Consider the following 18603-nt stretch of genomic DNA (forward strand, 5'->3'; position numbering starts at 1 on the left):
CAATCTCCCCCATATTAAGTCTCCTTATGACAATAATATGCAGGGCGTTCACCTAACGTTATCCCTCTATTTACGGGCAGTACAGCTCCTAAATCAAAATTAGGTGATAACAAAGAAATTAGGCGAAATGAGGATACCAGTAAACATCCGATTAGTGAAAGGTAATAATCAAAGAGAGAGAATCACTCCCCACTGGTTAAAGCCTCACTTTATTTTTTTACAAGTTTATTCATTACTTCATACAGCTTATTTGCTGCATCTGGAATACCTAGTTGCTTAGCAGCTAGCTTCATATTTTGTAATGTTTGTGTATCTAATAAAATCTCATCAATATCACGAATAAGCGTTTCAGCTGTTAAATCTTTTTCAAGTAACATTTTTGCCGCTCCTTTATCAACAACTGAACGTGCATTCTTTTCCTGATGATTATTTGTTACATACGGACTCGGTATTAACACACTTGGTTTTCCTAACGCTGTTAATTCTGCAAGTGTTGTTGCCCCAGCCCTTGAAACAACAAGGTCTACACCAGTTAGTACCTCTGGCATATTATGAATGAACGGCTTAATAATAACATTGCTTGGGTTCCCTTTTTGCTTCACGGCTTCCATCACTTTGTCATAATGTACTTCACCTGTTACATATAGTATTTCGTAGCTTTTGTTCCCAAACTGTTCAATTGCTTCAACGAAGGCATCGTTAATCGGTCTAGCCCCACGACTTCCACCAAATATAAGTACAGACTTTTTAGGAAGAGAAAGCCCAACTGAACGTTTCCCCTTCATTCCATTTTGTTCCATTACCTCTGATGCTCGTGGATTACCTGTCATTACCACTTTTGACTCCGGAAAATGCTCTATAGCTGCTTCAAAACAAACAGCAACTTTATCAACATAACGGCTTAAAAACTTGTTCGTTACACCTGGTACACTATTTTGTTCATGTACAATAGTTGGAATACCTAATTTGGCTGCAGCGTATACAACTGGTCCACATACATATCCACCCGTTCCAATTACGATATCCGGATTAAAACGACGAATATATCGTTTACTATCCTGTACACCTTTTAGAAAACGCATTACTGTTTTCACATTATCTAATGATATTTTTCGTTTAAATCCACTTATAACAATAGATTGAAATGGTATACCTGCTTTTGGAACGATTGTACTCTCTAGTCCATTTTCCGTACCAATATATAAAAATCTTGCTTCTGGATTTAACTTTTTTATTTCTCTAATTAAAGCAAGAGCTGGATAAATATGACCACCAGTACCCCCACCACTCACTAATACACGCACTACTAACTCCTCCGCTTCTCTTTTCTTATTTCCATTATATTTATTTCTATATACATATTGCATTTTTACACACATACGAAAAACCCTGTCTTATAAACAGGGTTTAGTAGCGAGAATGGCGACTTATATTTAATAATACACCTACTGCCATTAACATTAATGTCAAACTTGATCCACCATAACTTAAAAACGGCAAGGTAATACCCGTAACAGGCATTAGTCCTGTTACAACACCAACATTAATCATTACTTGAATCGCAATCATCGCCACAATACCTACTGCTAAAAACGTACCATATAAATCTGGCGCTCCTAATGCGATACGAATCCCGCGCCACAATAATAGACTAAATAATAATAACACAAATGAACCACCAATAAAACCTAATTCCTCGGATAAGATCGCAAATATAAAGTCAGTTTGTGGTTCAGGTAAATAAAGAAATTTTTGTCTACTTTGTCCAAGTCCAAGCCCAAATAATCCACCAGGTCCAATTGCAAGTAATGATTGGATAATTTGAAATCCACTCCCGAGCGGATCTGACCACGGATCTAAATATGATGTAATGCGTTTCATTCGATACGGTGCTGATGCAATTAACCCTACAAATCCTGCTACACCAATCAAACCAAACATTGCAAAGTGAAAAACTCTCGCTCCCGAAATGAATATCATAATGATACATGTCCCAACCATTACCGTTCCTGTCCCAAGGTCTGGCTGTAACATAATCATCCCAAAAGCAAGAAACACAAAACTAAGAGCCGGTAATAAACCACGTTTAAAAGATGTAATCAATTTTTGCCGTTCTGCTAAAAACTTTGCCAAGAAAATAATCATCGCAAACTTCATAAATTCTGACGGCTGAATCGAAAATGCCCCGATTCCAATCCAACTTCGTGCTCCTCCTCGAACAAGACCTACTCCAGGAATAAGAACGAGAATAAGAAGAATGAAGCAAACTAGCAAAATCACTTTTGAATACGTACGCCACACCCAATAATCAATTTTCATAATAAAAAACATAGCTACTACACCAAGACCCGCAAACAGTAATTGTCTTTTTGCAAAAAAGAATGAGTCCCCCATTTTATAAGAGGCCCAAACTGCACTCGCACTATAAACCATAATCATTCCGATTGTCAACAATGAAAGTGTTACGATGATGAGAATAAAATCAGGCGTTTTCTTCATTACCCACAAACACCACCTCTTTAGGCAGAACCTTTTGCCCTATGTAACAAAACATCAGTAGGTGTTAGCCTACTGATGTTTTGATTTACTTTATATAAGTTTATGCACAGCTTGTATAAAAATGTCTCCTCTTTCTTCAAATGTTTTAAATTGATCCCAGCTTGCACACGCTGGAGAAAGAAGAACGACATCACCATCTTTAGAATGAGCATAAGCTTTCACCACTGCTTCATCTAAAGTATCGACACTTTCAATTATATCTAATCCCGCTTTTTCTGCCGCTCTTACTAGTTTAGGAGCTGTTTGTCCAAATGTTACAATCGCTTTTACATTTTTGAAATACGGAATTAAATCATCGAATTCATTTCCGCGATCAAGCCCACCTGCTAGTAACACAATCGGTTGTGTAAACGCAGATAGTGCTTTCTCAGTCGCTAACATATTCGTTGCTTTTGAATCATTATAAAACTTACGGTTGTTAATCGTTGTTACATATTCTAAACGATGTTTTACACCCGTAAAACGTTTTAACACGACCGTAATTGCTTCATTAGAAGTACCTAATAATTTCGCAATACTCATCGCAGCTAAAATATTTTCTAGATTATGTTGACCAGGTAAAACGATATCGCTTACTTCAATAACTTTTTCACCTTTGAAATAAAGAGCGTTATCTTTTATACACGCACCATCTTCAATTTCTTTCGTTGTCGAAAACAGGATTTTTTGACCTTTAGAATACGCAGACAAAGCCATCACATCTGCATCATCCGCATTTATTACACTATAATCATTTTCTGTTTGGTTTTTAAAAATATTTGCTTTTGCTAAACCATATTCTTTCTTCGTCCCATGATAGTCTAAGTGGGCCTCAAATAAATTTAAAAACGCAGCAATTTTAGGTTGGAACAATTCTACTCCCATCAATTGAAACGATGAAAGTTCTGTAACTACAACTTCATTTTCTTTTGCATCCTGTGCTACTTCACACGCTACAGTTCCAATGTTCCCTGCAATTACAGGATGCTTTTGTCCTTCTTTTAGCATTTCAAATGTCAGCATTGTCGTCGTCGTTTTACCGTTAGACCCCGTAATCCCAACAAATGGTGCTTCTGAAATACGATATGCTAATTCAACTTCCGTAACAATCGGAATTTGCTTTTCTTTCGCAGCAACTAATATTGGATTAGAATACGGGATTCCTGGATTTTTTACTACAAGAGAAATATTTCTCTCTAATAATTCTAAAGGATGACCACCGCATACAACGTCCATTCCTTTTGCTTGTAATTCTGCAGCAAGTACATTCTCTGCTAAAGGCTTTCCGTCGTTTACAATAACATTTGCCCCTAACTTTTGTAACAATGTAGCTGCTGCATAACCACTTTTTGCAATGCCCAATACAAGAATATTCTTATTTTGAAATTCAGTTACAGTTTTCAATTACATCCACACCCCGATATAAATTCCTAACACAGCTAATAAAAATCCTGCAGACCAAAACGTCACAACAACACGCCACTCTGACCAACCACATAATTCATAGTGATGGTGTAATGGACTCATTTTAAAGACACGTTTTCCTGTTGTTTTAAATGAAATGACCTGAATGATAACCGATAAAGTTTCCATTACGAATACTCCGCCAATAATTACAAGTAGCAATTCTTGTTTTAATAAAATCGCTACAGCTGCAATGGCTCCACCTAAAGCTAATGAACCTGTATCTCCCATAAACACTTTTGCTGGATTCGCATTGAATACTAAAAATCCAAGTACAGCTCCTACAACTGCCATACAGAATATCGCTACTCCAAATTGCTCTTGTGCCACAGCAATAATACTAAATGCTCCAAATGCAATAGCAGCTGTTCCTGATAATAAACCATCTAAACCGTCAGTTAAGTTAACTGCATTTGATCCACCAATAAGCATAAATAGTACAAGTACGAAATACGCCCAACCTAATTCAAACTTAACATCCGTTCCCGGAATCATGATGTATGTGTGGAACGCTTGCCCTTTTCCAATTAAAAAGAATGCAATAGCAATAACAAGCTGACCTACTAATTTTTGCTTTGATGTTAAACCAAGATTTCTCTTCTTAACTACCTTTATGTAGTCATCTAAAAATCCAATCAATCCGTAACCAAACGTCACTAATAGTAATAACGAAACCTCTGCACCTAAATAATTAAACTTAATCGCCATAATAAGTGAAGTTACCATCATAGATACGTATATGACGATACCACCCATTGTCGGTGTCCCTGATTTTTTTTGATGTGACTTTGGTCCCTCATCACGAATACTCTGTCCGAACTTTAATTTTCTTAAAAATGGAATAAACAATGGCGAAAGGGCAACAGAAATTAAGAATGCTACCCCAGCCGTTACTAATAAACCTTGCTCAAGCACATGTAGTCCTCCTCTCACGTTGTTACTCTTCGTTGTTTAAACGCCCTGTAATTGCTTCTTTAGCAACTTCACGATCATCGAAATGATGAACTTCTTTACCAATAATTTGATACGTTTCATGCCCCTTACCAGCAATAATAATGATATCATCTGCTTTCGCTTTAGCGATTGCATGGTGTATTGCTTCTTTTCTATCAATGATCATTTCATAATTTTTCCCGCTTGCACCATGTACCATATCATCTAAAATAGCCGCTGGATCTTCACTTCTTGGATTATCTGATGTATAAATTGCATGAGTTGCATATTTTGTTGCAACACTTGCCATTATCGGTCTCTTCGTTCGGTCCCTATCGCCACCACAACCAACGATACAATACACATCACCTTTTGCAAATTGTTTTGCAGTTTTTAATACATTTTCTAAACTATCTGGCGTATGTGCGTAATCAACAATAACTGTATAATTTTGCCCTCCATCAACAACTTCAAAACGTCCTGGAACCCCAGCTAAATCCTTTATAACAGCAATGATTGTTTCTAATTTCACACCCGAAACAAGTCCTGCTGCTGTTGCTGCAAGTACGTTATATACATTAAATTTACCTATTAATTTCATCGTAACATTTACACTTTCATATGGTGTGACAAGCGTAAATGTAGTCCCGCCACTCGTCATAACGATATTTTTTGCCATAATATCACTTGTTGTATCAATACCATATGTTACAACTGTTGCTGCAGTACTTCTCATATACTCTTCTGTTACATTATCATCGCTATTGAGCACAGCGTACTTTTCACGATTATGATTATAACTATTGCCAAGCTGTGCAAATAGTAACCCTTTTGCATGTTTATATTCTTCCATCGTTTTATGATAGTCTAAATGATCTTGTGTTAAATTCGTAAACACCGCTACATCGTAATCACATCCGTGTACACGACCAAGATCTAACGCATGTGACGAAACTTCCATTACCGTGCTGTCCACACCTTGTTCAACCATTTTTGAAAACGTCTGTTGAAGTGTTAGTGCATCTGGTGTTGTATTTTTCACCTCAAATGTTTCATCACCGATTTTCATATTAATCGTTCCAATTAGCCCTGTTTTATGACCATGTGCTCGCATAATCTCATCCATAATATGCGATGTTGTTGTCTTTCCATTTGTACCTGTAATTCCGATTAAATGTAACTTGTGTGTCGGTTGACCATAAAAATAATCAGCTAAAACCGCTAACGAACGAAAAGTATTTTTCACAAGTACAACTGGAACGTCAACATCAATTGGTCTTTCCGCAACAATAGCAGCCGCTCCTTGTGCCGCTGCTTGCTTAGCAAAATCATGGCTATCAACCGTATATCCTTTCATACATACAAATAAGCTTCCCTCTTTCACTTTACGTGAATCAGCTTCTATAGATGTGATTTCTGGATTTTCTTTTGGAACAACTGGAAAATCATGCAAACATGATACAAGTGTATGCAACTTCATTTCACTAAACCCTCTCTACATTGTTTATTTATCTTTTTTCAGTAAGCAACACATTACCTCCTATATAAGGAGGTAAGTGCTACTGACCTATTTATGAATGAGACACTTACTGTCTCAAATTAAGTAACTGTTCTATAAAGAACTCACTTCCACCAATTGTACCATAAAACGTACTATGTTACCTTTAATTCCCGAAGTAAATTCTAATTTTTGAGCCTTCTTTTACTTTAGCTCCCGCTTCTGGTGATTGTTTAATTACTTTCTCTCCATCTCCACTTATATCAAGCTTCAAATCGACGAGTTGTGTTTGTAAGTCTTTCTTTTTCATTCCAATTAAATTCGGAACTTCCACAGTTGGTGTATCGCCCCATTTATATTCTTTCTCAACTTGTTCTTTTCTCGGTTTCACTCCCATAACAGGAAGCGCATCTCGAAGGATATTCCCGACAATCGGAGCTGCTACCACTCCACCAAACTGTGTAACCCCTTTTGGATTATCAACAGCAACATACACAACAATCTCTGGATCATCCGCTGGAGCAAATCCGATAAAAGATACTATATAATTATTCTCTAAATATTTACCATCTTTCACCTTTTGAGCAGTACCCGTTTTTCCACCTACACGATATCCATCAATATAAGCACCTTTACCAGAACCTTTCGCTACAACATTCTCTAATGCATAACGAACTTTTTCTGAAGTTTCCTTGGAAATAACTTTTCTTTTCTCAACAGGTGTCTTTTTACTAACAACTTGATTATTTTTCGGATCAATAAACTCCTTAGCTATATACGGCTGATACAATGTTCCACCATTTACAGCCGCCGCTACAGCTGCTACTTGTTGAATCGGTGTAACAGAAACCCCTTGGCCGAATGAAGTTGTTGCTTGCTCTACTGGACCAACTTTATCTAAATTAAATAAAATCCCACTGCCTTCACCTTGCAAGTCAATTCCAGTCTTCTGCCCAAAACCAAAATTACGAATGTATTTAAATAATCGGTCTTTACCAAGGCGATCACCAAGTTCAATAAATCCCGGGTTACATGAGTTTTGAACGACTTCTAAAAACGTTTGACTGCCATGACCTCCTGCTTTCCAGCATTTCAATCTAGCTCCACCTACTTCAGCTGCTCCATCATCATAAAACGTATCCTTCTCTAAGTCTACTAAATTTTCATTCAATGCTGCAGCTAATGTAATGATCTTAAATGTTGAACCAGGCTCATACGTACTCCATACAGGTAGATTTCTGTTATACACTTCTGGAGAGACACTTTGAAAATCCGCTGGGTCAAAACTCGGTCGACTAGACATACCTAAAATTTCACCATTTTTAGGATTCATTGCAATCGCAATCATACCGTCAGGATTATAAGTTGACTCAGCAATATTCATTTCTCTTTCCATAATCCTTGTAATACGCGCATCGATTGTTAATCCTAAATTTAAACCAGCTTCTGGCTTTTTGAAATCATCACCAACATTAGGCATCCTTTGTCCTTTCGCATCTGCAAAAAAACGCACATGACCTTTGTCCCCATTTAGCTCTTTATCATAATATTTTTCTAGTCCCATAAGACCTTGGTTATCGCTACCTGCAAAACCTAATACATGTGATAAAAAGTTTCCAAATGGATAGTACCGGATAGAATCCTCTGCGATATACACGCCCTTCAAACTTAATCCTCGTACTTCTTTCGCTTTGTCATGTGATATTTTCCTTCCGCCTTTATCTAACCTTACAATCGATTCTTTTTTTGTAATCCTTTTATAAATCTCATCTTTTTCCACACCTAATACTGCAGCTAACTTCTCTGCAGTCTCTGCTGGTTTTTCAATTTGCCTCGGTACAACAAAGACAGTTGGAGCACTTTTATTCGTGGCAAGTTCCACACCATTTCGGTCTAAAATTTTCCCACGTTCGGGTTCAAAAGTAATATTACGACTCCATGAATCTTTCGCACGATCCGTTAACATATTCCCAAGAAAAAATTGCACATATCCAAGACGAATATCGATAATAGTGAAAATAAGTATACCTGATATAAGTATAAAAATAAGTCGTTTTCTAACTGTTACATTTGATACACGCATATCGGAACAAGCCTCCCTTACGCCTAGCTTGTTCCAATATATGCTTGTACTTATTTAATTAGAACTTATTCTCTTTTACCATTACGGCTTTTCTGCTTCTTGCTGTGGTTCGAGTGGCGGTACGAGTGTGACACCTAATTCTGTACCAGGTTGTAATAATGTTCCTTCCGCCACACTTTGTTCTGTTACGTATCCTGTACCAGAAGGTTTCAAGTTAAGCTGTAATGTCTTCGCTAAATTCATAACATCACGCAGTGCCCATCCTTGTATATTTGGCATTGTAGGCTTATCTCCTACCAAGAAGACTCGGTCGCCTTTTAATGTTTGTTCAGTCGCTTTTGGTACTTGTTGCTGTACTTTCCCTTCACCTAGTACGATTGGACGAAGTTTTGCTTTATCAATCGCTTTCCCCGCTTCAGCCATCGTTTTACCAGTTACATCTGGAACAGTAGTTTGTTGTTCTTTCAGATGTTTTTTCGGATCTTTCACTTCATTTGGCTTAATCTTTAAATACTCTAAACTATTTTTTGTTACATATTTAAAAATATCAGCTAAAGGTTGTGCGCCGTTCTCATCATCTTTTAATTTCGGCTGTTTAACAGCTACATACACGACAAGTTGTGGATCGTCCATTGGTGCCATACCTAAGAATGAGAATATATAATTCTGTCTTCCTGTCATATAGCCGCCTTTTCCATCCGGAATTTGCGCTGTACCTGTTTTACCACCAACTGAATATCCATCAATTTTATAAGCTGTCCCTGTACCTTTCGGAGATGTAACAACACGTTCTAATAACTGTCTTACTTGCGCTGCTGTTTCCTTTGTAACAGGTTTTCCTACTTCTTCTGGCTTATGTTCTAATTTTACTTTGTCTGTTATCGGATCTACAATTTTATCAATTGCATAAGGTTTCATCATTTTCCCATCATTTGCAATGGCCGTTGCAGCTTGTACAAGCTGAATTGGTGTTACAGTGGAACCTTGTCCAAAAGCTGTTGTCACTTGTTGTATTTGCTGATCAAATAAAATTGTATTCGATCCTTCACCTGATAAATCAATGTTCGTTTTTTCATCTAATCCAAAACTATGAATATATTTTCGGAAACGTTCTGGACCAAGTTTTTGATCTCCTAAAATTGCAAACGCTACGTTTGAAGAACGCTCTACCCCTTCATCAAACGTGATAGAGCCCCAACCAGCACCGCCATTATGATCTTTTATTTTCCTATTTCCGACTTGATATGTCCCGGATTGATAATAATCTTGTCCTTTGTACACACCTTCATTAATAGCTGCCGCTAACGTAAAAATTTTCATTGTTGATCCAGGTTCAAATGCATTGGCAATCGCGTCATTGAAGAAATATTTAATTTGGCGATCATTAGGGTCATAACTAGGTTTAGTAGACATCGCTAATATTTTCCCAGTTTTCGGATCTGCAACAATCCCTATTAAACTTTCTGGCTCATATTGCTTACTTGCTGCTTTCATCGCGTCTTCTAAATAACTTTGGACACGTTGATCAATTGTTAAATAAGCATTATCTCCATTTTTAGGTGCCTTTACATTAACTTTTCCCCCATCAAGGGACACACCTTTACGATCACCTGTATATGCTACTTCTCCATTCGAAGCACTTAAGTATTTATCCAAGCTTTTCTCTATGCCAAATTGACCTACCGAGGTTCCATTCTCATTTGGTTTTGCATGACCTATAACGTAAGATGCAAAATCACCGTTTGGATACACCCTTGCATTTTCTGTAATAAAAGATATTCCCGGCAACTTCAACGCTTCTATTTGTTCCTTCTTTTCTTTCGTCAAATCCTTGCCTAACGTTCCAAATTCGACTTGACTTCTACCTTCCTTGTTTAAAGAAGCTAAAATATCCTCTTCGCCTTTTCCAAGTACTCCTGCAATTTTCTTTGCAGTATCTTCTTTATTCTCAACTGAGTTAGCACCTTTTAGTGCAGCTACCATTTTGTAAGAGTTTGCGTCTTGCGCTAACACATGACCGTTTTGATCATAAATGGTTCCTCGGTTCGCTTCAAGAACTCCTTTTTTACTATGCTTTTGTTTAGCAAGTGCATCTAAATCCTGATTATGAACGGTTCCTGTTGATTGTATGTAAAAAAATCGGGCTAATAACAGCAAAAAGAGCAGGAGGAAAAATATCATAAAATAACCTGCTCCCTTATTGGTATGAAATTTAGTCATATTCTTCTTCATCGTTCCTTCACACCTATTGCCTTATTTGAGGCCTTTCACATTATTCGCATTAATTTCTAGCCCATGTTTTTTTGCAACTTCAGCGATTCGTTCATAGCGACTTAACTTCTCTACTTCAGCTTGTAATTCTTGATTTTCTTTTTGCTGCTGTACAATTTTTTCTTCTATCGTCGCTGCTTCTACATTAACTTGATAAAGGCCTGCTTTATTTCCAATAAACGCGACACAGGCATACAATAAAAAGCCAATAAACGCTACATACAACAGTTTTTCGATTCTTGTAATTTTCGCTTTAACCTTGGGCTTAGCCATCTGCTGTGGGGGCGTTTGAATTTGCACCTCTTCTTGCGCTTGTTGTTTGTACTTTACAGCTAAATTAGTCATACCTCTCTCTCCCTTTTATCGTTTTTCAGCGATTCTCAACTTCGCAGAACGCGCACGATTATTTTCTTCTAGCTCTATATCAGAAGGTAAAATCGGTTTTCTTGTAATAAGCTTTAATTTCGGCTTAAATTCATCAGGAATAATCGGTAATCCTGGCGGCAATTGTGGCGTTGTACTATTTCGCTTAAACGTTGTTTTACAAATACGATCTTCTAATGAATGGAATGTTATAACACTAACCCTTCCACCTGGCTTAACCATCTCAATAGCAGATTCCAATGCTTCTTCAAATACTTTTAATTCATCGTTTACAGCTATACGAATTGCCTGAAACACTCGCTTAGCAGGATGCCCACCCGTTCTACGAGCAGGAGCCGGAATACCTTCTTTAATTAGCTCTACTAATTCTCCTGTCGTTTCAATAGCTTTATTCTCACGATAAGCTTCAATTTTTCTTGCAATTTGTTTTGAAAATTTCTCTTCACCGTATTGGAAGAAAATCCTTACAAGTTGTTCATATGACCAGCTATTTACAACATCGTACGCTGTTAATGGGGCATCTTGATCCATCCGCATATCTAGCGGTGCATCATGATGATAACTAAAGCCTCGTTCTGGTGTATCTAATTGTGGGGATGAAACACCTAAATCAAATAAAATACCGTCTACTTCTGTTATACCTATTTCCTGCAGTTTTTCAGCTAAATAACGGAAGTTACTCTTTACTGTTATAAACTGTTCACCGTATGAAGAGAACTTTTCTTTCGCGTTTTGAATCGCTATCTCATCTTGATCAAACGCTATTAATTTTCCACCTTCAGTTAATTGGGATAATAAATAAGAACTATGTCCTCCTCCCCCCAGTGTACAATCTACATATGTACCATCTGGCTTTATATCTAAGCCGTCTACTGTTTCCTTTAAAAGCACTGTTACGTGTTTAAACATTGTTGCACCTACTCTTTTTCCAATTAATTATGTTGAATGTATCCCTTCCTCTAAACACATATTTCACGCTTAGAGAATGAAATAATACGAAAGAACGACTCATTTAACTTACCAACAAAGGCAACATACTATACAAATCGCTATTTTCTTTTATTATATACTAAATTTTATCATCTTTTGCGGGAATTTAAATAAAAAACTGTCGAAAAAGCGAATAATACGTTTACATTTTGTGCTATTTTGTCATATATTTAAGTATCCAACACAATTGCCATATTTAACACTTTTTTTGATTGATAATTCAGAAAAAAATCACTTCACAGTAAATTCAACGGAATAAAAATAAAATCCTGCTCCAAAGAGCAAGATTTTATAGTTTTATAACATGATGTTTTCCGTCCCAAGAAAAAGGGTTTTCCATTACACGATCAACGAAATCCAAACCAAACTGATTTAAATAATAACATACATTCCACACACGTTCTTGCGGTGCACCTAATGGACGAAGTGCGAATTGTATACGGCGGAATTTATTTAGCTGAACCTCATACTTTTTCTCAACATTTCTTTTCAACATTCTTTCCAGCAGTTCAATTTGTTCATTAATTTTCAATTCGTTTTTCCCTGCAAACGCACCTAACCCTGGCTCTATTTTCTTTACAAATTGCTGTAAAGATGTATGAATATCGGCAATTTCTTTTTTCGCCTTTTCAAAATGATCATCAATCGGTTCCTCTATTTGATTAGACAACCAGTTTTCACGCAATTTATCGACATCATTTAAAAACGGATCACTTTCTCTCAATTGCAAATCAAATAAATCCGTCGCTATATCTCTCTCCACATAAGTAATTGTAAGACGAGGAACGACAGGTGGCATTTGAAAACCGACAGTATGGAATACTTGTTGTAATTCACTCCAATAAGCTAATTCTCCTGGACCTCCAATAAATGCGAGCGTAGGAAATACATACTCTTGCATAAGAGGACGTGTTACAACATTATTACTAAAACGTGCCGGATTTCTCTCCATCTCTTCAATCAACTCTTCGTATGAAAAGGAATGCGCCCCATCCTTTCCAACAAACTTACCTTGTTGATCTTCAAGCAATACTCGTTCATCATCTATTTCCATGAATATATGCACTGCATGAGACTTCGTTTCAATAATCGGTTTGTATCCTAGTTCTTTAATTACTTCTTGCTGATTACGAAGCCCCTCTTGTACCTCTTTATACTTACTTATAATTCGCTTGAAAAATGGAATTTCTAACTTTCTTAATTCAGGATGATGTGAATCAACAAGGATTAAACCAGAATTAGCAAAGATTTTCGTAATAAGATGAGCAAAGAAATCTACATACGTATTCGATTTTTTCAAAGCATCATCAACAAATTTTAATACATCCTTTGTAAAATTTGTTTCTGGGTATGTTTTAAAAATCTCTTCAATCCAATTTCTACAATCTTCAACAGAAAGTTCAGACTCAGAAGCACTCGCCTTTTTCGGATTACGGTCATAAAAAATAGTTTTTTTCATCTTTTTATTTTTCGCTACAAAAGTATGGTTAATCTCATCCATATCATGGTCTTCACCCGCAATCCAGAAGACAGGGACAACTTTAACTCCTAAACTTTCTTCCTTTTCCTTTGCAAGCTGTAAAATTGAAATAACTTTATGAATTGTATAAAGCGGTCCAGTTAATAACCCTGCTTGTTGTCCAGCTATAACAACATATGTATTTTCATCTCCAAGCGCTTTTACATTTTGAAGTGTAGATTCTCCCGCTTGTAATTTTGTATTATATTCTAATAAATGCGCTACTAAATCTTGGCGGAAAAACTCCCTTTCACGCAAATCATGTAAACGTTGTTTAAAAGCATCTTCTGTTAACATATAATCAAAACATGACTGTATCTCTTTTTTACCGTTCATATAGTCCGCTACAACACCTTGTTGCGGAACAGAGATTTCTTTTATCTCCATATAATTCTTCCTTTCGTATCCAGTTCTCTCACCAATCCACATTGTAGTCAATGTTTCACGTAAAAGCAAAGAATAACACTTATACTCTTGTTTCTAACCCTTTTATTGCATCGAACAAAAATTGAAGTGTCGGAACTGGTAGTTGCTGTTTCTTAGCTTCTTCTAATACATATCCAACAATCGCATTAATTTCCGTCTGTCTATTCGCTCTTACATCCGCTAACATAGAGGATGTATTACGAGACGTTCCTTCACACACATTTCGTACCATTTGCCATACCATTTCTTTTTCTCCTCTAATAAGAAATGCGACCTCCTGAAACACTTGCTCCATCATTTGATAAAAAAAACGATTCGTGATTAATTCACCATTCTTAACTCCCAATAGTGCTGTCAATGGATTGATACATACATTTACTACTAATTTTTTGTGCATAATCTCTTCCCAATCCGTTTCTATTTGAACTGGAAAATAAGTAACAGGAAAATAACGGAATATTTTCTTGAAATGTATAGATTGACCACAAACCACTCCAAATTTTGTTACCCCTATCCCAGTATGATGAACGATATGCCCTCCCTCTTTTTTCGCACCATGTTCTACAATACCAACAGCTATATTTTCACTCCCTATTTTCAGCATCTTTTGAAGATGCGACATTCCGTTTTGCAAAAAGATTAATGATGATGCCCCTTCCACAAACGGTAGTACGTCATCTATATGATATTGCTTCACAGAAATAAATATATAATCTAAATTTTGTGCTACCATACTTTCTATCGGTAAAACAGGTGGATATACTGTTTCACATCTTCCATCTCTAATACAAGTTACACCTGTTTCATTCAACTCTTCAGCCTGCTTAGCCGTTCTTGTAAACAACGTAACATCTTGGTTACTTTTTTGTAAATAAAATGTATACAATAGACCAATAGCACCTGGTCCGACAATTCCAATTTTCATTTTCACACAAGGGATTCACATTAAGCGCCCTTGCCTCCCCTCCTTTTTATATCTTTTTAAAGTACATGAGCACGCCCTATAATTTCGTTGTCCTCTGTCAAACAAATACACTCTCTTTTTTCGCTATGTATAATACTGCCTATTAATACACTTATACTCTTAGTTTAGCAAATCCTCAAAAAAATAATAAAAGAAATATACTATCTTCTTCATAAAAATAAAAAAATGAGTTATAATATTATTGTAAATATTTTTACTTTTCTGCATTCAACAAGATAACAAAAGGATGTGATGTAATGGGATTCCCAAAAGTTGAGCGCTTGCTCATCAATTATAAAACGTTAGATGAATTCAAAAAATTTAAAGGGTGCGGAGCCCAAGAACTATCTATGCTGGAAGAATTGCAAGCAAACATTATTGAAAATGACAGTGAATCTCCATTTTATGGCATTTATTATGGTGGATCACTAATCGCACGTATGAGTCTATATATGAAAAGAAACGGCGGAGAACCATTCGAAATTACAGGTCCTTACCTAGAACTTTATAAACTTGAAGTATTACCAACTTTTCAAAAACAAGGATTCGGGCAAATGCTTGTAAATCATGCGAAACAAATGCAATTTCCTATTAAAACAATAGCACGTATTCATTCAGCTGGTTTTTGGGATAAATTAAATTTCAACCCCGTATCAGTAACTGATGGTGATTTTTATATTTGGCATCCAGAAACAAATTTGAATGCGGTTACAAACGAAGAATCGGCTTAAAAAATAAAAAAACAGCTGTATAACAGCTGTTTTTTATTTCTTAAGCTTCTCTAACTTCTCATTCGAGCGAGCATTGTTTCTTTCCGCTACCATTACACTTCTTTTTTGATCGATATAATCAAGTAATGTTCTATACTCTTCTTCATATACTGATAATCGCTCCAGAAGGCGCTCTCTTTCTGTTTGTAATGATTCAACTTGTTGTTGCAACACCGTTAAAGAGTTTTCATCTTTATAATTTTGCAAGAAATCAATAACATCATTCAACGTAATTGACGTAGGTTCTAACACCTTTGTCTCTTTCACTTCATAATGTTCTACTTTACGAAGTTGCTTTGCTTCCTCAATACGTTCTTTATATTGCTTTCTTACGTAAGAATTCCATCTAAACCCACATGCTGCTGGTGTACGAGATAAATTTTTTCCCACTTCCTTAAAGGCAGAAAGTTGTGTTCCACCTTCTCGAATATGCCGGAGTACTACTTCTGCCAGAAGCAAATCTTCATCATCAGTCCAAGCATCTTGTCTTGTTGTCGCCATCTCTCTAGTCCTCCCTATGCATTTTTTATTAAGCATATGCAGTTACTAGAAAAGATAGAATACAACAACTAAAGATTAAGACAAAAAAAATAAACGCAGAAGATATCTTCTGCGTTTATTTTCCCGCAATTACTTGCTGATTACTTCTTTACCTTTGTAAGTACCGCATGCTTTACATACACGGTGAGCTAATTTCGCTTCACCACAGCTTGGGCACTCTACCATACCAGGTACTGATAATTTGAAATGCGTACGACGCTTTCTTTTTACTGTTTTAGAAGTTCTTCTAAAAGGTACAGCCATTCTTCCCACCTCCTTAAAAGAAATAGTTATTTTCATATGAAGGCCTGAACCAGTCTTCCGATTATTTGTCAAAAAACTTTGCAAGTCCTGCCAATCTTGGATCAACAGTCTTTTCTTTGTCTTCTTCCGAAATCACTTGCCAGTCTTGACCTTGCGTCGGTGCTCCACCAGAAACATCATCACTGAAAATTTGCATTGGAATCTCCAAAAGTATATTTTCCTTGATTACGGGCAGTAAGTCAAGTACTTCTCCTTCTAAAGAATGAATTTCAGCTTCAGTTTCAAATTCTTCTTGTGAAGTTTGGAACACCTCAGTTGTTTTAATGTCAAATGGTAATGTCACATCTACTAAAGAGCGAGAACATGGTAAAACCATGCTTCCAGTTATATGTAGATGAAACGTAAACTTACCGGAGCCAAAATCAACTCTTCCCGTTACATGAACAGGATTAATTTCACGAATATCTTTCTCGACCTCTTTTAGCTCACTTACATCTACCATCTCATCCAATGTCAATCCTTTATTTCTCAATTTATTCAATTGATGGATGGACCATTTCATATCATATCACCTCAAGGCAACAAACAAAATTATAGCTAGCCATTTTATATTTGTCAATGTTTTTTCTTTACACTATAATGAAGTCATCATAGTAAATAATATATAGAGTATCACGTTTTTCAAAAAGATGCTACATCGAAAGGAGAGATTACCATAAAAGCTGGTGGTATTGTTGTTGAATATAACCCTTTTCATAACGGTCATCTTTATCATGTGCAACAGACAAAAAAGTTAACACAATCCGATATAATAATTGCCGTTATGAGTGGTCCTTTTTTACAGCGTGGTGAGCCCGCACTCATTTCCAAATGGTATCGCACTAAAATGGCCTTAGCAAACGGCGTAGACCTTGTTGTAGAGCTTCCATACGTCTTTGCAACACAAAAGGCTGAAACCTTCGCAAATGGTGCTATTTCCATTTTAAATGCCCTACGTGTTTCCGAAATTTGTTTCGGTAGTGAGGATGGACAAATCGAAAATTTTTATAATACCATCTCCATACAAAAAAACGAAGAAGAGACTTTTAACTGCCTTGTAAAACAATTCATGGACGCTGGTAATAGTTATGCAAAAGCAACATCGGATGCTTTCTCACACATTTTAACATCTGAAAAAAACATAGATATGTCACAACCAAATAATATTTTAGGCTTCCAATATATGAAAGCAATTCTGTCACAAAATAGCTCTATACAAGCTCAAACTATAAAAAGATTTGCCTCTCATTATCATGATGAAACATTTAATGACCAACATATTGCAAGCGCGACAAGCATCCGAAAACAACTCTTTAGCGAAGAAGGATCATTTACAACAATTGAACCTTTTCTCCCACAGGCAACCACTTCGCTTTTAGCAAATTACAAACAAAACTACGGGATATTACATAATTGGGAACAATACTTTTCATTTTTTAAATATAGACTCATGACGATGTCTCCAGGGGACTTACGACATATATATGAAATAGAAGAAGGTTTAGAGCATCGTATTTTATCAAAAATACAAAACAGTTCCTCCTTCTATTCATTCATGGAAGCATTAAAAACAAAACGTTATACATGGACTAGATTACAAAGAGCTTGTACACACATTTTAACAAACACAACAAAAGAGGATATACGTAGCGCAAATATAGAACAACACGCACCATATATTCGCCTGCTAGGCATGTCACAAAAAGGACAAACTTACCTTTCAAAAAATAAGAAAAAAATCGAACTTCCAATCCTTACTCATACAAAAACATTCGACCATGCCGCTTTAGATATAGAGAAAAAAGCAAACTCTGTATATTTCTCCATCATGCACGAACCGTTACGCACACAACTATTAAAACAGGATATAACACACCATCCTATTCGCTATGATGAAACAACTACAAAATTCCTATAAAA

General features: G+C 36.3%; 16 protein-coding genes. 2 read left to right on the forward strand and 14 right to left on the reverse strand.

Features of this window, described 5'->3' with window-relative positions:
* Positions 1-209: 209 nt before the first annotated feature.
* From murG to panE, 11 genes are all read right to left on the reverse strand, one after another.
* Positions 210-1304: an undecaprenyldiphospho-muramoylpentapeptide beta-N-acetylglucosaminyltransferase gene (gene murG / locus BLT20_RS20035; RefSeq protein ID WP_011110342.1), complete on the reverse strand. Its 1095-nt coding sequence runs from the start codon at positions 1302-1304 to the stop codon at positions 210-212.
* Positions 1305-1407: 103 nt separating this feature from the next.
* The gene (gene spoVE / locus BLT20_RS20040; RefSeq protein WP_000753520.1) at positions 1408-2499 is read right to left on the reverse strand and encodes a stage V sporulation protein E; all 1092 of its coding nucleotides are present in this window, start codon (positions 2497-2499) and stop codon (positions 1408-1410) included.
* 90 nt (positions 2500-2589) lie between these two features.
* Complete coding sequence (murD, locus tag BLT20_RS20045; protein WP_000860115.1) at positions 2590-3942, reverse strand: UDP-N-acetylmuramoyl-L-alanine--D-glutamate ligase; 1353 nt, start codon at positions 3940-3942, stop codon at positions 2590-2592.
* The gene (gene mraY, locus BLT20_RS20050) at positions 3943-4917 is read right to left on the reverse strand and encodes a phospho-N-acetylmuramoyl-pentapeptide-transferase (RefSeq protein ID WP_000893060.1); all 975 of its coding nucleotides are present in this window, start codon (positions 4915-4917) and stop codon (positions 3943-3945) included. It abuts the gene before it with no gap.
* A 22-nt stretch (positions 4918-4939) separates the two neighbouring features.
* The gene (gene murE / locus BLT20_RS20055) at positions 4940-6415 is read right to left on the reverse strand and encodes a UDP-N-acetylmuramoyl-L-alanyl-D-glutamate--2,6-diaminopimelate ligase (protein ID WP_000766313.1); all 1476 of its coding nucleotides are present in this window, start codon (positions 6413-6415) and stop codon (positions 4940-4942) included.
* 184 nt (positions 6416-6599) lie between these two features.
* Positions 6600-8516, reverse strand: a complete 1917-nt coding sequence (locus BLT20_RS20060) for a stage V sporulation protein D (protein ID WP_001266234.1) — start codon at positions 8514-8516, stop codon at positions 6600-6602.
* 81 nt (positions 8517-8597) lie between these two features.
* Entirely contained in the window at positions 8598-10697 is a 2100-nt protein-coding gene (locus BLT20_RS20065; protein WP_002164453.1) for a penicillin-binding protein, read from the reverse strand.
* Positions 10698-10769: 72 nt separating this feature from the next.
* Positions 10770-11132, reverse strand: a complete 363-nt coding sequence (ftsL, locus tag BLT20_RS20070; protein ID WP_000182804.1) for a cell division protein FtsL — start codon at positions 11130-11132, stop codon at positions 10770-10772.
* Between the two features lie 15 nt (positions 11133-11147).
* Entirely contained in the window at positions 11148-12080 is a 933-nt protein-coding gene (gene rsmH, locus BLT20_RS20075) for a 16S rRNA (cytosine(1402)-N(4))-methyltransferase RsmH (protein ID WP_000472508.1), read from the reverse strand.
* A 370-nt stretch (positions 12081-12450) separates the two neighbouring features.
* Entirely contained in the window at positions 12451-14067 is a 1617-nt protein-coding gene (bshC, locus tag BLT20_RS20080; RefSeq protein ID WP_000403038.1) for a bacillithiol biosynthesis cysteine-adding enzyme BshC, read from the reverse strand.
* Positions 14068-14146: 79 nt separating this feature from the next.
* Entirely contained in the window at positions 14147-15031 is an 885-nt protein-coding gene (gene panE / locus BLT20_RS20085; protein WP_002164452.1) for a 2-dehydropantoate 2-reductase, read from the reverse strand.
* A gap of 296 nt (positions 15032-15327) precedes the next feature.
* Here panE and BLT20_RS20090 point away from each other — a divergent pair, with 296 nt between their 5' ends.
* A complete protein-coding gene (locus BLT20_RS20090) occupies positions 15328-15801 on the forward strand; it encodes an N-acetyltransferase (RefSeq protein ID WP_000506694.1) in 474 nt (157 codons plus the stop codon).
* Positions 15802-15834: 33 nt separating this feature from the next.
* Here the strand turns inward: BLT20_RS20090 and BLT20_RS20095 are convergent, their stop codons facing one another.
* The 3 genes from BLT20_RS20095 to BLT20_RS20105 all read right to left on the reverse strand — a co-directional run bounded on the left by BLT20_RS20095 (position 15835) and on the right by BLT20_RS20105 (position 17206).
* Entirely contained in the window at positions 15835-16341 is a 507-nt protein-coding gene (locus BLT20_RS20095; protein WP_000246467.1) for an RsfA family transcriptional regulator, read from the reverse strand.
* A gap of 129 nt (positions 16342-16470) precedes the next feature.
* On the reverse strand, positions 16471-16644 hold the full coding sequence (rpmF, locus tag BLT20_RS20100; protein WP_001984764.1) for a 50S ribosomal protein L32: 174 nt from the start codon (positions 16642-16644) through the stop codon (positions 16471-16473).
* Between the two features lie 61 nt (positions 16645-16705).
* A complete protein-coding gene (locus BLT20_RS20105) occupies positions 16706-17206 on the reverse strand; it encodes a YceD family protein (RefSeq protein WP_000872149.1) in 501 nt (166 codons plus the stop codon).
* A gap of 213 nt (positions 17207-17419) precedes the next feature.
* Between BLT20_RS20105 and BLT20_RS20110 the strand changes: the two genes are divergently transcribed.
* Entirely contained in the window at positions 17420-18601 is a 1182-nt protein-coding gene (locus BLT20_RS20110) for a nucleotidyltransferase (RefSeq protein ID WP_002182932.1), read from the forward strand.
* Positions 18602-18603 lie beyond the last annotated feature (2 nt).

The organism is Bacillus sp. cl96 (assembly GCF_900100505.1).
In the GTDB taxonomy this organism is placed as follows: Bacteria; Bacillota; Bacilli; order Bacillales; family Bacillaceae_G; genus Bacillus_A; species Bacillus_A cereus.

Excerpts from the sequence above, each read along its gene's own strand:
- rpmF (WP_001984764.1), bottom strand. The coding sequence starts at position 16,644 with ATGGCTGTACCTTTTAGAAGAACTTCTAAAACAGTAAAAAGAAAGCGT.
- spoVE (WP_000753520.1), bottom strand. The coding sequence starts at position 2,499 with ATGAAGAAAACGCCTGATTTTATTCTCATCATCGTAACACTTTCATTG.
- BLT20_RS20090 (WP_000506694.1), top strand. The coding sequence starts at position 15,328 with ATGGGATTCCCAAAAGTTGAGCGCTTGCTCATCAATTATAAAACGTTA.
- BLT20_RS20095 (WP_000246467.1), bottom strand. The coding sequence starts at position 16,341 with ATGGCGACAACAAGACAAGATGCTTGGACTGATGATGAAGATTTGCTT.
- ftsL (WP_000182804.1), bottom strand. The coding sequence starts at position 11,132 with ATGACTAATTTAGCTGTAAAGTACAAACAACAAGCGCAAGAAGAGGTG.
- rsmH (WP_000472508.1), bottom strand. The coding sequence starts at position 12,080 with ATGTTTAAACACGTAACAGTGCTTTTAAAGGAAACAGTAGACGGCTTA.
- panE (WP_002164452.1), bottom strand. The coding sequence starts at position 15,031 with ATGAAAATTGGAATTGTCGGACCAGGTGCTATTGGTCTATTGTATACA.
- bshC (WP_000403038.1), bottom strand. The coding sequence starts at position 14,067 with ATGGAGATAAAAGAAATCTCTGTTCCGCAACAAGGTGTTGTAGCGGAC.
- BLT20_RS20105 (WP_000872149.1), bottom strand. The coding sequence starts at position 17,206 with ATGAAATGGTCCATCCATCAATTGAATAAATTGAGAAATAAAGGATTG.
- murE (WP_000766313.1), bottom strand. The coding sequence starts at position 6,415 with ATGAAGTTGCATACACTTGTATCATGTTTGCATGATTTTCCAGTTGTT.
- BLT20_RS20065 (WP_002164453.1), bottom strand. The coding sequence starts at position 10,697 with ATGATATTTTTCCTCCTGCTCTTTTTGCTGTTATTAGCCCGATTTTTT.
- BLT20_RS20060 (WP_001266234.1), bottom strand. The coding sequence starts at position 8,516 with ATGCGTGTATCAAATGTAACAGTTAGAAAACGACTTATTTTTATACTT.